The following is a 15,857-nucleotide window of genomic DNA, read 5'->3' on the forward strand; positions in this document are numbered from 1 at the left end:
TCCAAGCACAAGACATTAAAACTTATAATTCAAGGCAAAGCTGTAACGTCGACCATCAAGCACCCAATCATTTCCATCTTTCAGTACATTTTTGTTTGCAACATTATATACACCAGTAGATAGCTGGAATTGGTCACTATACTTATACACAGCTCCAACATCTACAAATGTATAAGCTGGTGTTTTATCTCCATCGGTATCACCCACTGTTTTGCCACGATAATTCAATTGAGTCCATAAATACAATTGATCATTAAAGTCCCAATCTAAGCCTGCATTAAACATATGTTTAGGCAAATTATTCAATGGTTTACCTTCATACTGTCCAGATTTTTGCTCACTATCTGTGAATGTATAAGAGTGTCTATATTTTAAGTAATCTGTAATGTTGTAATCTGTGGTCAGTTCAAGCCCTCTAATTTCGGCCTTATCAATGTTATAGTTGAGTGTATAACCATTTGCGTTATATGGCAGATTAGGGTTGGACTGATAGAAAGCACTGCTATTAACGAAATCATTAATTTCAGATTGAGTGTAAGGCGGCTCACCGTCATTTTTTGGGGGAAGTCGACTACCATCTAAACGACCAGATCGAGTAATTTTATCGTTAAAGTCAGTTTGATAGACCATAAGACTTGCAGATAAACCCAATTCAGGATGAGTGAATGCAAAACCTGTTTCATACGTTAAACTGGTTTCTGGCTTTAAATTTGGGTTTGGCATAATTGCCCCGCCCATTGAGTTCAGCATGTAATCTGGAGAAGAATTACGTAAGCTCGGCGCTTTATAGCCTGAAATTACACCTCCTTTTAAAGTCACGTTGTCTGTAGCTTTATAAACTGCATATGCCTTTGGACTGAAATTATCACCAAAAAACTCATTTTCATCGAAACGACCACTTAAGGTTAGTGCTAACTTATCACTGACATTCCAAGTATCTTCTGCAAAAATAGACCATTGATATCGATCCATTTTAGTGACTTTACCAGCCATCGCTGCATTTTGGTTACTTGTACCATCCTCAAGATTTTCTTTTAAATATCGCCCGCCAATGGTCAGACTATGATCTTCGAAAAAGTACGTTCCTTGGGTATTGGCTGTGATAGTCTCAAATAAAATCCCCCCTGGATTTTGAACTTTACCCACAGTACGCCCTGTAATTGCATTATTTTTATCTTTATCATATTGCAAGTAAGAAGTGAGTTTTAGATTGTCGTACTCACCATCATGAGTAAGGCTAAAATTATTTTTTTCTAATTCTGAGTAAGTCCCTGTATTCGGTACGACATCTGAACGATAGATTAGCTCACCATCATCATTACGATTATTCGTATTATATGCTGGATAATAATTTCCATTAGATAGAACGAAATCTTTACCATCAATATCAACTTTAGGACCCGTTACTGAAACATACTGGGTATAACTTTTACCTGGGTTGTGTGTACGCTCTTGTTGAGTTCTTACATATTCAGCAGTGAGTGTGTTTTTTTCATCTGGTGTAAAAACAAACTTTGTACCTAGATTTGTTTTTTGAAAATCTGGTTCACTCTCACCTGTTTCGGCTGTATTTTTTTGTAATGAACTTTCTTCAATCGTTTGAAGACCAGCTGTAACTTGAACCGAAAGAAGCTTATCAATTAATGGTGCATTTACATACAAGCTGGTATTGGTTGCGTCGTTGTTAACGTCATTCGATTTACCAGCTTTGATATATTCTGTTCGAATACTTGCAGTCAAACGATCTTGATGCTTTTTAGTAATGATGTTAATTACACCACCCATTGCATCAGAACCATATAGAGAGGATGACGGGCCTCGAATCACTTCAATACGTTCAATCGATTCTATTGGCGGTAAGAAGTTTACTGATGCTCCTTGAACCCCCCCATTTGTTGTTAAAAGACTACCATCATTCATTGGACGTCCATCTACTAAAAATAGGGTATAAGCTGATCCCATACCCCGAATGGAGATCGTCTGGTTCGTTCCACCGCCTTGTACAAATACACCTGGAACATTTTTCAATGCATCAGTTACATCACTATAAGATTTTTTTTCTAATTCTTCGGCAGTAATCACTGAAATAGTAGCAGCAGCATCCGCTATATTTTGCTCATAACCACTCGCTGAAGTTACGACAATTGTTTTTAACTTAGTTGTATCTTGTTTTGCATTAGTATCTTGACCAATTTGCTCTTGTGCAAAACTTGAAACCGACATGGTGGTTAAGACAGCAAACGCTAACTTAGATTTTAAAAATGTCTTTTGCATTGTGTAATTACCAAAGAATGTGTGGAGAGATCTTGTTCGAATTGTGTCGCATTGTAACAAATGATAATCACTTTGCAATAGATTATGATAACTATTCTCATTTATAGTTTTGTTTTTTACATTTCAATTTTATTGATATTACTCATTTTGTTCAGTTTTCATAAAAAAAAGCCCCCTTTTAATGGGAGCTTTTCAAATCAACTTTTGTAAATTTAAAGGCAACTTATTTCATATAAGCGCCTTCTGATTGGCTGTGGTCTGTCTGGTCCACAACACGTTGTAACTCTGGGATATGCTGTTTTAGCGTAACTTCAACACCTTGTTTAAGTGTCACATCAATTGCTGAACACCCTTGACAGCCACCACCAAATTTCAAGACCGCTGTTAAACCATGCTCAGCATCTTCAACCACTTCAACCAATTCACAGCTTCCACCATGCCCTGCTAAACCAGGGTTAATTTCTGACTGTAATACATAGGTTATACGTTCTTCAATCGATGCATCTGGACCTACACGTGGCACTTTCGAGTTAGGTGCACGGAAAGTCAACTGACCACCAAAGCGATCTTTGTTGTAATCAATCACTGCATCCAATAAGTATGGGATTGATGGTGTATCAATATATGCAGCAAATTTTGGATATTCTTGTTTATAGTCGGTTGGAACGACTTCATCTGGTGCACTATACGCCATGCAGCATTCAGCACGTGGTGTACCCGGATGTTCTACGAAAACACGTACCGCGATACCAGGAGTATTTTGCTTCTCTAAAAGTTCAAACAAATACTCTTGCGCAGTTGGTGTAATTAATAAATTTGGAATTTCTTCAGCAACTGCAGTGCTGGTGTTCTCAGTCGACATAACAATTTTTCCTCAAGCTGAAGACTCTATTTTAACTGAAGATCGGGGATAATATTTAAAATTCAACTAAATTTGTCAGAATTATTATATTAATAACAATTAAATTTAAAAAAATGGCATGATGAATAGAATTAAAGCAATTTATTCAATCTTATCCATATGCTTGATTTACCTTTTAATCATACTGTCACCATCGTTTTAATTACGGTTGCCATTTCACTGGTTGCATTTTCCAATCAAAATATTATGAATCGTTTGATTTTTTGGCCTCCAGCCATGCAGAAAGGTCAATACGATCGATTTATCACGCATGGTTTTATACATGCAGATGGAACACATCTACTGTTCAATATGATCACACTCTTTTTCTTTGGAAGTGTAATTGAGAGTTTTTATCGACAATACTTATATGAACTCGGATTTGTTCTGTTCTATTTAGGCGGTTTAATCGCGGCAATTATTCCAAGCTATTTAAAACATAAAAATGATCACCGCTGGGCAAGTCTAGGTGCCTCTGGAGCAGTATCAGCAGTCTTGTTTGCTTATATTTTATTTCAACCATGGAAACTGATATTTGTCTTCTTTATTCCAGTTCCAGCCATTATTTTTGCCGTGCTTTATGTTGCTTATAGTATTTGGTCAGGTAAACGTGGAAACAGTAACATCAACCACAGTGCACATTTATGGGGCGCAGCCTACGGTGTCGTGGTTACGATATTGATTGAACCTCAAATTATTCCACATTTCTTCAGCAAGTTGCTTCAACTACCGCTCTAATTCTTTGATCATTGCGGGGGCTTAAAACACTCCGCATAAATACCCTTCAATTCAAAGTAGATACTAGTAAGAAGATAAAAACACAAATTCAACAATGATAATGATTATCATTTATATATTCGTGTTAAGCTTTTATCAAACCTCGAGGTATTGATATGACTTACATTAAACTTCCATTGGCACTCATTCTTTCATTCAGCGCCTTTGTTTCATATGCTCAACCTGTTCAATTCACTTATCAAGATCAAACTATTCAACTTCAAAATACGCCACAGAAGCTGGCTGTTTACGAACTATCCGCGTTGGATACACTGAATACTTTAGGTATTCAAGCATCAATCGTACCCGAAACTACTTTTGTTGGTGCTTTGAAAAAATTTAATGACAAACAATATGTAAAAGCTGGATCTTTATTTGAACCCAACCAAACCTTATTAAAAGAACAAAAGCCAGATCTCATCATTGTCGGCGGGCGTTCTGCTGCAAAATTAAATGAGGTCAAAAAAATTGCACCTGCAATCAACCTCTGGCCTGATACTCAAAACTTCAATCAAGACCTGAAAAATCGCACACTTTTTTTAGCAAAAATGTTTAATAAGGAACAACTCGCACAATCTAAATTAGATCATGTCTATGCCCTTCAAGCACAACTTAAACAACTCACTAAAGGCAAATCCGGCCTGATGCTTTTTGCCATCGGTAATAATTTTATACCGCATGCAAAGAATGAAAGATTTGGATTTACCTATGATATTTCTGGCTTAAAGTCAGTGGTGCCGCCTGCAGCACCTCAAGCCTCAAGTGCTCGACCTGCTCCAAACTCACCAGAAGCTCTTGCTACCGCGCAACGCAATTTAGAGCGTCTAGCACAAGCAATAAAACAAAATCCTGATTTCATCATTGTGTTAGACCGTGGTGCTGTAAACACGCAAAACTATGCTGCGAAACAACATATTCAATCACATCCATTACTCAAGAATAGTCAGGCAGTCAAAGAGAATCGTGTCATCTTTGTTGATGCCGATGCCTGGTATTTAACGGGCGCTGGCTTAGATAACACTGCATTTATGTTAGAAGAATTGATCAATGGTATAAAAAATACTAAATAATTGATTTTATTTATAAAGGAAGTCTTCGGCTTCCTTTTTTTAGAAATATCTCGTAATAATTCAATCAATATCTGGTAATTAATGCCACCTAGATCATTAATTTTGTCAGGATAATGTAGGCATCCGCGAATTTATTCATTTTTTTTTGAGATTTTTTGCATGTCTAATCAACCTGATGGTTTACAATTTTCCTCTAACACGTCCTCTAAACCCAGCAGTTCAAAATCAGGCCAACGCATCGTCAGTGCGGCATTACAACAGATTCAGCCAGAATACGCTGATGCAGTTATCAATGAAAAGAATTGGCGCAAATCCTATCCGATTCATTTTAAACGGTTGGTAGAATGTGGGCTCTCATCACCTGAAGCTGCGCTGCGCATCGCTCAAGATGGACTTCAACAAGCTTATGAAGAGTTTAGTTTTCAACGTGATCAACATACACACGCATTGAATGAAGTGATGAATCTTAAATCAAAAGATTTAAATACCTACACACTTCAAGGAAATTCTACTGCTGAGCCACAATGGTTTGTACCTTATCAGGGTAAAAATTTAGAAGGTCAAGCCCTACTCGACCAAATTCAACTTTGGTTAGACCGAGGTATTATAGAAGCATCACATGCTCAGGCACTACAAGCGTGTGTGCAGCATCCAGAGTGGTTTGACCTTTCGGATCGAACAATGGTGCTGTTTGGTGCAGCTTCTGAAGCAGGACCTTTACCTTGGCTGGCGAAATGGAAAGCCAATATCGTGGCGCTTGATTTAAATCATGAGCGAGTATGGACAAAGATTTTGAATACTGTTCTGCAAGGCAATGCGACCTTATACGCTCCAAGTGTCGAATCAATAGATTCATCTGCATCTATACGTGAAGCTGCAGAGCGTTTAGGCGTTAACTTATTAACAGATACCCCTGAGATTGCACATTGGCTCACCCAGTTTGATCAAGACTTAGATCTTGCCGCGATTGCGTATTTAGATGGCGAAAAGCACGTTCGTGTTTCTATGGCGATGGACGCCATTATGCAACATGTCAGCCAACAAAAATCCAATACCAGTTTAATGTATATGTGTACGCCCACTGACGTCTACGCTGTACCACAGGAAGTTATTCAAGGTGGATTAGATAAGTTTAAATCACGCTCTAAACTTGAAAATATTCTGTCCAAGAGTATTTCGACTGTCTCTCGTGATTATTTTTTCAAACAAAATGAAGAACGCTTATTCCAATGTCATGATAAACAGTATGGGATCTGCGACTGTCTTGTGGTTGAACAAGGTCCAAATTATGCGTTGGCAAAAAGGATTCAACAATGGCGCGCTACGTTAGCACGGTCACAAGGTCAACGTGTCAGCATTAATATTGCTCCATCGACCACTACACATTCGGTAACCAAAAACCCATTATTAAAAGCTGCTTTCAATGGTGCCAATTTGTTTGATGTTGAAGCATTTGAACCCGCGACGACCAATGCGATTATGGCTGCGTTGTGGATTCATGATTTGAGAAACCCACAGTCGGTTGCCAATCCTGACATCGCCCTCAATCATCCATTAGACTTAATCATGCATGGTGCTAATCATGGTGGATTATGGCGTGTAGCATATCTCGCACGCACCGCCCTACCATTTGCCGCATTATATGGTTTTGCTGAGGAAAAACTCCCCTTGAAAAAACTTTGGTCTAAATTCCAAAAATAAGCGTCATAAACAATTGATCATAAAAAAAGCGCTGATTGTTCAGCGCTTTTTTAGTCTTTAAGTATTGATTTCAATCAGGTGAACTGAAGGAACAACCAGAATAAACCACCTGACAAACAGATTGTTGCTGGCAGTGTGAAAATCCACGCTGATAAGATTGTGCGAACCATTTGGAAGTTTAAGCCCGACTTATTCGCAACCATCGTACCTGCTACAGCAGAGTTTAAAACGTGTGTTGTTGACACTGGCATACCAAAGCCATCAGCAGCAGCAATCGTTGACATTGCAACTAGCTCTGCAGACATCCCCTGACCATAAGTCATGTGTTGTTTACCAATACGCTCACCAACGGTAACAACAATACGTTTCCAGCCTACCATCGTCCCTAGACCTAATGCCAATGCAGTCGCAACTTTCACCCATGTTGGAATGTATTGAAGGAATGAATCTAAGTTATCACGGTAGTTGTCCACTGTTTTTTCTTGCGCTTCAGTCATGGCAGGTAAAGCTTCTGCTTTATCTAAACGCTTGAATGCAGTCGTGCTGAGGTACATATCATTACGGAATTCAGCCACTTGATCTTCAGGAACATCTTTAATGGATGTGTAGCTTCCTACTTTTTCACCTAAATGATCCGTCAAGCTTGCCAAAGCTGGCACAACTTCAGGTGTGATTTCTTTGGTTTGGATATATGACGTGATAATTTGACGTGCTTTTTCATCTGGAATATCTTGGTGATTTGGATAAATCAAATCAGCAGTTTCAGCAGATAACTGACCAAACGTTTGGATATGTTGTTGATCTAGACTCTTGTTTAAAGAGTATGCCAATGGCACGATCCCGATCAGAATCAACATAATCAGACCCATACCTTTTTGACCATCATTTGAGCCGTGTGCAAAACTTACACCGGTACACGTGAAAATCAAAATGGCACGAATAAGTGGCGGCGGCGGTTTATTCCCTTCTGGTGGTTGGAATAATTCCACTTGTTTCTTAAAGATTTTTTTAACCAATAAGAACAATACAGCCGCAAATGCAAAACCGATTAATGGTGAGAATAAAAGTGCTTTACCCACTTTCATCACCTGTTCCATGTCTACACCTGACGCACCATTACCTGCGTTTAAGATGTAGTTCATGATGCCCACACCTAAAATCGAACCGATCAGTGTATGAGAGCTAGAAGCAGGGATACCGAGGAACCATGTTCCTAAGTTCCATACGATTGCGGCAATCAACATGGCAAAGACCATGGCAAAACCAGCACCTGAACCGACGTTCATAATCAATTCAACAGGCAATAGCGCGATAATACCGTAGGCAACTGCACCACTTGCGACCATTACGCCAAGGAAGTTACAGAAGCCTGCCCACATTACAGCGACAGGTGCAGATAAAGCGTTGGTATAAATGACCGTTGCCACAGCATTGGCCGTGTCATGGAAACCGTTAACGAACTCGAAACCCAATGCGATAAACAATGCCGTGGCCAACATGATCACAGCATAAAGATTTAAAGCAGGCACATGAGATAAATCAGCAGCCAACTGAAAACCAATGTAAATCAAGGTTGAAACAATCAGTGTAAGGAACACTGGCATAAAGAATTTCGGCGTTGGCACGTGAACATTCGTCGACTGCATAGGCGTTGACGATTGTGCTGAATCTGAAACTGGAGTTTGATTAGAATTCATGCAAGCAGAGAAAGAGGATAAATATCCCCTCTATTGTTCAATTTAATTATTACAATTATATGACAAAGAGCTGTCATATAAGTCATCCAAATGACACTTATTTAAGAAAATTAAACTTTAAAAACTAATAATATTCAAAATTTAACAATAATAATCAGATAGTTAATACAAAAACCTCGTCTTTAATCTTTATTTCAATCGGTAATTAAATAGATGAAATAAAGATGACATCACTGTCACATTTGTTACAACGGCAGTTATTATTACATTAGATTATGACAACATGATGAAATATAGACAGTTTCAGTTTTGATAGGTTGATCATCGTAGTTGATGGATGAAATTCATCCTTAATTTTTTGGGAATAGGTTCATAAATTTTTATTTATCAGAAAAGTGGACGTAACTCTGCTAAAATATTGCACCATTATTTGTGCAGATTTTTGTGAGAGTCATTTGATGTCTACCCTCGCCACCTTAAAAGCGCTTCTTGCCAAACGTATCCTGATTATTGATGGTGCAATGGGTACCATGATCCAACGCCACAAATTGGAAGAAGCTGATTACCGTGGTGAACGTTTTGAGGATTGGGCCTACGACCTTAAGGGTAATAACGACTTATTGGTTCTAACTCAGCCACAGATTATTCAAGGCATTCATGAAGCTTATCTTGAAGCTGGTGCAGATATTATTGAAACCAACTCGTTCAATGGAACGCGTGTTTCAATGTCTGACTACCATATGGAAGATTTGGTTCCTGAGATTAACCGTGAAGCAGCTCGAATTGCCAAAGAAGCATGTAAAAAATACTCAACACCTGAAAAGCCACGTTTTGTCGCAGGCGTATTAGGACCAACGTCACGTACCACTTCAATTTCACCAAATGTAAATGATCCGGCATTCCGTAACATCACCTTTGATGAGTTAAAAGTTAACTACATTGAAGCGACTAAGGCATTGATTGAAGGTGGTGCAGACATCATCTTGATTGAAACGGTCTTCGATACCCTAAATGCCAAAGCTGCGATCTTTGCAGTGAAAGAAGTGTTTAAAGAAATTGGTTACGAACTGCCAATTATGATTTCGGGCACCATTACCGATGCATCTGGGCGTACACTCACAGGTCAAACCGCAGAAGCGTTCTGGAACTCAATGCGCCATGCAGAGCCTTTATCGATTGGCTTTAACTGTGCACTGGGTGCAGATGCGATGCGTCCACACGTCAAAACCGTGTCTGACGTTGCGGATACTTTTGTTTCAGCGCATCCAAACGCAGGCTTACCAAATGCCTTCGGTGGTTATGATGAAACTCCTGAAGAAACTGCAGCATTTATTAAAGAATTTGCTGAAAGTGGCTTAATTAACATTACGGGTGGTTGTTGTGGTACGACGCCGGATCATATTCGTGCGATTGCGCAAGCGGTTGAAGGTATTGCACCGCGTCAAATCCCTGAAATTGAACCTGCATGTCGTTTGAGTGGTTTAGAGCCATTCAACATCACCAAAGATTCATTATTCGTCAACGTCGGTGAACGTACCAACGTGACAGGTTCTAAAAAATTCCTTCGTTTAATTAAAGAAGGTAACTTCACCGAAGCTTTAGATGTGGCACGTCAACAAGTTGAAGCCGGTGCGCAAATCATCGACATCAACATGGATGAAGGGATGCTGGATTCGCAAGAAGCGATGGTGCATTTCCTGAATCTGATCGCGTCTGAGCCTGATATTTCACGTGTGCCAATCATGCTCGATTCTTCGAAATGGGAAATCATCGAAGCAGGTTTAAAATGCGTACAAGGTAAAGCGGTTGTAAACTCAATTTCCTTAAAAGAAGGTTATGACGAGTTTGTCGAACGTGCTCGCCTCTGCCGTCAGTACGGTGCGGCAGTCATTGTCATGGCGTTTGATGAAAATGGTCAAGCGGATACAGCTGAACGTAAAAAGGAAATCTGTAAGCGCTCTTACGATGTCTTAGTCAACGAAGTGGGTTTCCCATCTGAAGATATTATTTTTGACCCGAACGTGTTTGCGGTCGCAACAGGTATTGAAGAACACAATAACTACGGTGTGGACTTCATTGAAGCAACCGGTTGGATTAAACAAAACCTGCCAAATGCGATGGTGTCAGGCGGGATCTCAAACGTATCGTTCTCATTCCGTGGTAATGAGCCTGTTCGTGAAGCGATCCATGCGGTGTTCTTGTATCACGGCATTCAACAAGGCTTAACCATGGGTATCGTAAACGCAGGTCAGCTTGCAATTTATGATGATATCGATGCTGAGCTAAAAGAAGCTGTTGAAGATGTGGTACTGAACCGTAACCAAGGCGCAAGCGGTCAAGAAGCGACTGAAAAATTACTCGCTGTTGCGGAAAAATATCGTGGTCAAGCGGGTGCGCAAAAGGCTGAAGAAAACCTTGAATGGCGCAATGAACCTGTTGAAAAACGTCTTGAATACGCGTTAGTTAAAGGTATTACGACTTATATCGATGAAGATACTGAAGAAGCACGTTTAAAATCAGCTCGTCCACTTGATGTGATCGAAGGTCCACTCATGGCAGGGATGAACGTGGTGGGTGACCTGTTCGGTGCCGGCAAAATGTTCTTACCACAAGTGGTGAAATCTGCACGTGTGATGAAACAAGCCGTGGCTTGGTTGAACCCATTTATTGAAGCAGAAAAAACCCAAGGCGAAGCCAAAGGTAAAATCTTGCTTGCTACTGTTAAAGGCGACGTACACGACATCGGTAAAAACATCGTGGGTGTGGTACTTGGCTGTAACGGTTATGACATCGTTGACCTTGGCGTGATGGTACCGTGTGAGAAAATTCTACAAACTGCGATTGATGAGAAAGTTGATATCATCGGTTTGTCAGGTTTGATTACACCATCACTCGATGAAATGGTCTTTGTTGCGAAAGAAATGCAACGTAAAGGCTTTAACATTCCACTCATGATTGGTGGTGCAACAACATCGAAAGCGCATACTGCCGTGAAAATTGCGCCGCAATATCACAATGATGGCGTGTACTACACTGCTGATGCCTCTCGTGCAGTCGGTGTTGCAACGCAACTTTTATCTGCTGATATGAAGCCGCAATTGGCAGCGGATTATGCAGCGGATTATGAAAAAATCCGTACACGTCTAGCGAATAAGCAACCGAAAGCTGCAAAACTGTCTTATGCTGAATCCGTTGAAAATGGTTTCAAAATTGACTTTGACAAGCATGCACCTGTAAAACCAAACTTTATTGGTTCTGAAACATTCACCAACTATCCTTTAGAAACTTTGGTGGAATACTTCGACTGGACACCATTCTTTATTTCTTGGAGTTTGGCGGGTAAATACCCGAAAATCCTTGAAGATGAAGTTGTGGGTGAAGCTGCACGTGATTTGTTTGAACAAGCACAAGCGATGCTCAAAGACATCATCGAAAATAAACGTTTCGATGCGCGCGCTACTTTCAGTCTTTACCCTGCCAACCGTGTTGCAGCAGACACTGTTGCGGTAACTGATGAAAATGGCAATGTGACGCATACCTTTGAGCATATTCGTCAGCAGTCTGACAAAGTGACAGGCAAAGCGAATTTCTCACTGGCTGACTTTGTAGCGCCGAAAGACGTGGCGCAAGATTATTTGGGTGGTTTCACTGTATCGATCTTTGGTGCGGAAGAACTTTCGCAAGAATACAAAGCCAAAGGTGATGACTATAACGCGATTATGGTTCAAGCCTTGGGTGACCGTTTTGCAGAAGCATTTGCTGAACACTTACACCAACGTATTCGTAAAGAGTTCTGGGGCTACCAAGCCGATGAACAGCTTTCGAATGATGAATTGATCAAAGAGAAGTATGTGGGTATTCGTCCTGCACCGGGCTACCCTGCTTGTCCTGAACATTCTGAAAAAGTGCCGTTGTTTGATTGGTTAGGTACGACTGATAAGATCGGAACTTACTTAACCAGTAGCTTTGCAATGTGGCCACCTTCATCAGTGAGCGGTTTCTACTATGCAAACCCTAAAACTGAATACTTTAACGTGGGTAAAATCTCTGGCGATCAGTTGGAAGATTATGCGAAGCGTAAAGGTTGGACCTTGGATGAGGCGAAACGTTGGTTAGCACCGAATTTGGATGATTCTATCGTGTAAGAATCCTCTAGTTTAGAGAATAAAAAATCCCCTCACTTGAGGGGATTTTTTATATTTAAAGTTTTAAGTCAATTAAATAATTAAACATTAATAATACCTAGTTCAACGAAAACTGTGCGTAACTTATCAATATACTCACTCATTTCCATACGCGATACTTCATATTTTGCCTGCACATTTTCACAGAGTTCAACAGCTTTTTGCTGTAAATCAAGCGTAGGAATTGGAATAAATTTAGCTTTTAAATATTTAAAATGACGTTCATATTTACGACGATTATCAATATCCACCACATGTAAAATGAAATAGAAATATTTTAAATTAAGTTCTTCTGGATCGACCTGTAATAACTGCGTACCATCAGCGCCACGTGCAAAATCAAAGTCAATATATTTAAAACTGCACGTATGATCACCAAAAATCACAGCTGGCTGATGAATGAGCGTACTTTCATCATTGGTATATCCCGATGTTAATTTATCCTTTTCTTGAGTCACAACTGGATACAAACCTTCAGCCAAAATTTGATTCGCAGGAATTTGTTTAACTTTTGATGGAGCTTCTTTGTTTTTCAACAATACATCGCCCACCAAGCGCATTGGATGCGATGAACTTAACTGAATCACTTCCTGCTGATTCATATTCAAGCTCTTAGTACGAATAAAGTCTTTACTATTAAAATCTAACATGTCGTGTAAATTACGATATGATAAATAATTTTGTAATTCTTCGGGAATATCGAGTTGTTTCCCTTCAAAACTTTGACGAATGAAATAACTGATTTTTTGCTGATTATCACGGTCTAAAGGATCAAATAATGGCGTTTGAATATTATTAACCGAATCACCTCCGCTATATTTAATCCCTTCTGTACCACGACGCCCCACCCATTCATAACCTAAAAATTTCTTATAATCTTTATGCTCATCTGGGCCTTTTACCACCAAGACAGGCTGTGCCATGCCATCTGCTGATTGTTGTTGTGACAAAATAAAGTAATACACACGCTCCTGCTCTTTACTGCGCACATATTTCATGAATGCAGCTTGCTCATCTGCCTCAGACTTGGCTTTTGACGCAGGCATTTCCTTCTGATATTGCTGGAACAGCGGATGATTCAACAATTCTGGATGATATTGATTCAGTAATACTGATTCATAGAGTGCCAGGTCAATGTCAATCAATGCACAATAATCAGCAATATAATGTAGATCTTGATAGAGACTGCCAGACTGATGCTTCTCATATTCCCAATTACTAAAGAAATTTTCTATACGATATTGATAATGCTGCGCAGGCTCAGGCAACGGTGTTTTACGTTTTAAGAACAGAATGACGGTTTCCTGCCCCGTTTGCCCAAAGGTTCCTCGACGTAATTCTACGATGCTAATAAAGTCAAAATACTTTAATAAAATTTCGCGTGTACCACGACTTAAACCATCTTTAGTTAAGACTGTATCAGGTACAATCACCCCCATCACGCCATTTTTATTCAATAGATGTTTGGCACGTTCTAAAAAGAAGCACTGAATACTATCCGTATTGATTTTTGCATCTTGACTTAAAATAAATTGTTCACGATCAGACCCATCTAACATGGACAAAAAGCCTTCCACAGCGAAAGGTGGGTTAGCAATCAATACATCAAAGCTTTCATTTTGAATATCAGGCTGTTGTATCAGCGCATCGCCATCAATAATCTGAATATCATTATGGCCATACATAAAAGAAGCAACTTTAGATACTTTGGCTAGACGATCTTCTTTTTCAATCCCGTAAGTTTGCGCATAATAGGCTTGAGGATGATCGATGCCTTTGATGGACTTCACCAATTTCGCAGCTTGAGCAGCATACTCATTTAAGAAATGTCCCGAACCACATGCATAATCAATAACTTTTAATGGCTCAGGGCGTTTAAGCATCGATTCCAACGGCAATGCATTAACAATAAATTTACAAATTGGGATTGGGGTAAAAAATTGCCCTTCACTTTGTTTAATGCCGTTATCAAGGAAGTACTCAAACATATCACCTAAGAATTGATTTTCTTCGGTAGATGTCAAACGTAAACCTTGCCACATTTGAATGATTTCAATCAGAATTTTGGCATTTTTTTCAAATTTTTCTTTGTTGGAAACTTTAATAAACTCGAAATCTAAGCCTTTATAAAATTTAAGTTGTTGGAAAAGTTCTTTAATACGTTGCTCGGTGGCATTCGGTTTTTGTTTAATCCAAACAAATGCTTCATCGATATCTTGTTGAGCCACATAAATAATGTCTTGCTTTAAAAAATCATGCATGCCAATTTTATAAAGCTTTTGCAGACGATCGACCAAATCAAAATAACTGTCATATGCCATGCCTTTCCAATAGAAATGCAAATCTTCTGGATTTTGGGTTTCATCAACAATTTTACATAAAAACAAATTCACTAAGACTTCAAAGGCATTTTCACGGCGTGACACATTATGTTTCCTCAAAATAGTACGAAACTCGTGATACTTACCTTTAATGTTCATGCTATTAATTGGCTGCGTATCAATCGCTAAGGTATATTTGTCTTTACCAATTTGATACGCCTGAATATTATCTTCAAAAATACCTTTTTCAGTCGCTTCAAGTTGATAAGTATCTTTCCAGACTTTAAAACGCTCTTTAACGTTTTTAGCATTGCTGTAATTCAATGAATCAGGCGAATTTTTTAAAATAATTGGATTATCTTTAACTGAAATAATGCGCTGTTGGTCATCAATTTTTTGGTCTGCTTCATTCCATTGCGATGCATATAAACACACAAATTCAACGGATTTTTCTTGCTCGACATAACTAAAAAGCTGCCCACCATCTTCAAGCGTATCTTTCCAAGCTTTATTAAATTCACGATCAAAGGTTTTACATTCAATGATCAAAAATGGTTGATTTTGATGATTTTTGACCAAAATATCCGCACGCCCACCACTTGCACCGTGTCCTAGTTTCCATTTTGGTTCAAGCTCAATATGTTCAGGTTTATAACCTTTTTCCAGTAAACGATGTACACATTCAAACACCACAAAATTTTCATTGCTCGAAAAATTACAAGTTTGACGTTCATTAATTTTTAAGCCCGAATTTTCAGGATAAATAATTTCTTTTTTATCAAAATCAATTTTTAATGAATAATCACTATCTACAAATTTTTTACTAAAAACTTCTTTTTCTTGTTCAAAATTTAAATAGATTAATACATCTTTTAAATGGTTTAAATTCATGTAACACAACCAAAATTCATAGACTTAACTAATTCTAATTC

At 38.9% G+C, this 15,857-nt stretch carries 8 protein-coding genes; 4 read left to right on the forward strand and 4 right to left on the reverse strand.

All coding sequences use genetic code 11. From position 1 onward, the window contains the following. Window positions 1-15: 15 nt before the first annotated feature. Window positions 16-2,274: a TonB-dependent receptor domain-containing protein gene (locus AC1M9B_RS06070; RefSeq protein WP_481608769.1), complete on the reverse strand. Its 2,259-nt coding sequence runs from the start codon at window positions 2,272-2,274 to the stop codon at window positions 16-18. Window positions 2,275-2,497: 223 nt separating this feature from the next. Beyond that, complete coding sequence (gene nfuA / locus AC1M9B_RS06075) at window positions 2,498-3,136, reverse strand: Fe-S biogenesis protein NfuA (protein ID WP_481608770.1); 639 nt, start codon at window positions 3,134-3,136, stop codon at window positions 2,498-2,500. A gap of 159 nt (window positions 3,137-3,295) precedes the next feature. Here nfuA and AC1M9B_RS06080 point away from each other — a divergent pair, with 159 nt between their 5' ends. From AC1M9B_RS06080 to AC1M9B_RS06090, 3 genes are all read left to right on the forward strand, one after another. Then, the gene (locus AC1M9B_RS06080) at window positions 3,296-3,913 is read left to right on the forward strand and encodes a rhomboid family intramembrane serine protease (RefSeq protein WP_035269610.1); all 618 of its coding nucleotides are present in this window, start codon (window positions 3,296-3,298) and stop codon (window positions 3,911-3,913) included. Window positions 3,914-4,068: 155 nt separating this feature from the next. Beyond that, entirely contained in the window at window positions 4,069-5,022 is a 954-nt protein-coding gene (locus AC1M9B_RS06085) for an ABC transporter substrate-binding protein (protein WP_481608771.1), read from the forward strand. Window positions 5,023-5,181: 159 nt separating this feature from the next. Then, window positions 5,182-6,723, forward strand: a complete 1,542-nt coding sequence (locus AC1M9B_RS06090; RefSeq protein WP_481608772.1) for a hypothetical protein — start codon at window positions 5,182-5,184, stop codon at window positions 6,721-6,723. A 74-nt stretch (window positions 6,724-6,797) separates the two neighbouring features. On the opposite strand, the gene AC1M9B_RS06095 is transcribed toward AC1M9B_RS06090, so the two are convergent. Then, window positions 6,798-8,420 (reverse strand): inorganic phosphate transporter, encoded by a 1,623-nt coding sequence (locus AC1M9B_RS06095; RefSeq protein ID WP_092766893.1) that lies wholly within the window; start codon window positions 8,418-8,420, stop codon window positions 6,798-6,800. A gap of 458 nt (window positions 8,421-8,878) precedes the next feature. Between AC1M9B_RS06095 and metH the strand changes: the two genes are divergently transcribed. After that, entirely contained in the window at window positions 8,879-12,565 is a 3,687-nt protein-coding gene (gene metH / locus AC1M9B_RS06100; RefSeq protein ID WP_481608773.1) for a methionine synthase, read from the forward strand. Between the two features lie 80 nt (window positions 12,566-12,645). Here the strand turns inward: metH and AC1M9B_RS06105 are convergent, their stop codons facing one another. Beyond that, window positions 12,646-15,816: an N-6 DNA methylase gene (locus tag AC1M9B_RS06105; RefSeq protein WP_481608774.1), complete on the reverse strand. Its 3,171-nt coding sequence runs from the start codon at window positions 15,814-15,816 to the stop codon at window positions 12,646-12,648. Window positions 15,817-15,857 lie beyond the last annotated feature (41 nt).

It is taken from the genome of Acinetobacter sp. ANC_7513 (assembly GCF_056779915.1).

What these genes read in the sequence shown, in the direction of transcription:
- AC1M9B_RS06070 (WP_481608769.1), bottom strand. Translation starts at nt 2,274, where the DNA reads ATGCAAAAGACATTTTTAAAATCTAAGTTAGCGTTTGCTGTCTTAACC.
- nfuA (WP_481608770.1), bottom strand. Translation starts at nt 3,136, where the DNA reads ATGTCGACTGAGAACACCAGCACTGCAGTTGCTGAAGAAATTCCAAAT.
- AC1M9B_RS06080 (WP_035269610.1), top strand. Translation starts at nt 3,296, where the DNA reads ATGCTTGATTTACCTTTTAATCATACTGTCACCATCGTTTTAATTACG.
- AC1M9B_RS06085 (WP_481608771.1), top strand. Translation starts at nt 4,069, where the DNA reads ATGACTTACATTAAACTTCCATTGGCACTCATTCTTTCATTCAGCGCC.
- AC1M9B_RS06090 (WP_481608772.1), top strand. Translation starts at nt 5,182, where the DNA reads ATGTCTAATCAACCTGATGGTTTACAATTTTCCTCTAACACGTCCTCT.
- AC1M9B_RS06095 (WP_092766893.1), bottom strand. Translation starts at nt 8,420, where the DNA reads ATGAATTCTAATCAAACTCCAGTTTCAGATTCAGCACAATCGTCAACG.
- metH (WP_481608773.1), top strand. Translation starts at nt 8,879, where the DNA reads ATGTCTACCCTCGCCACCTTAAAAGCGCTTCTTGCCAAACGTATCCTG.
- AC1M9B_RS06105 (WP_481608774.1), bottom strand. Translation starts at nt 15,816, where the DNA reads ATGAATTTAAACCATTTAAAAGATGTATTAATCTATTTAAATTTTGAA.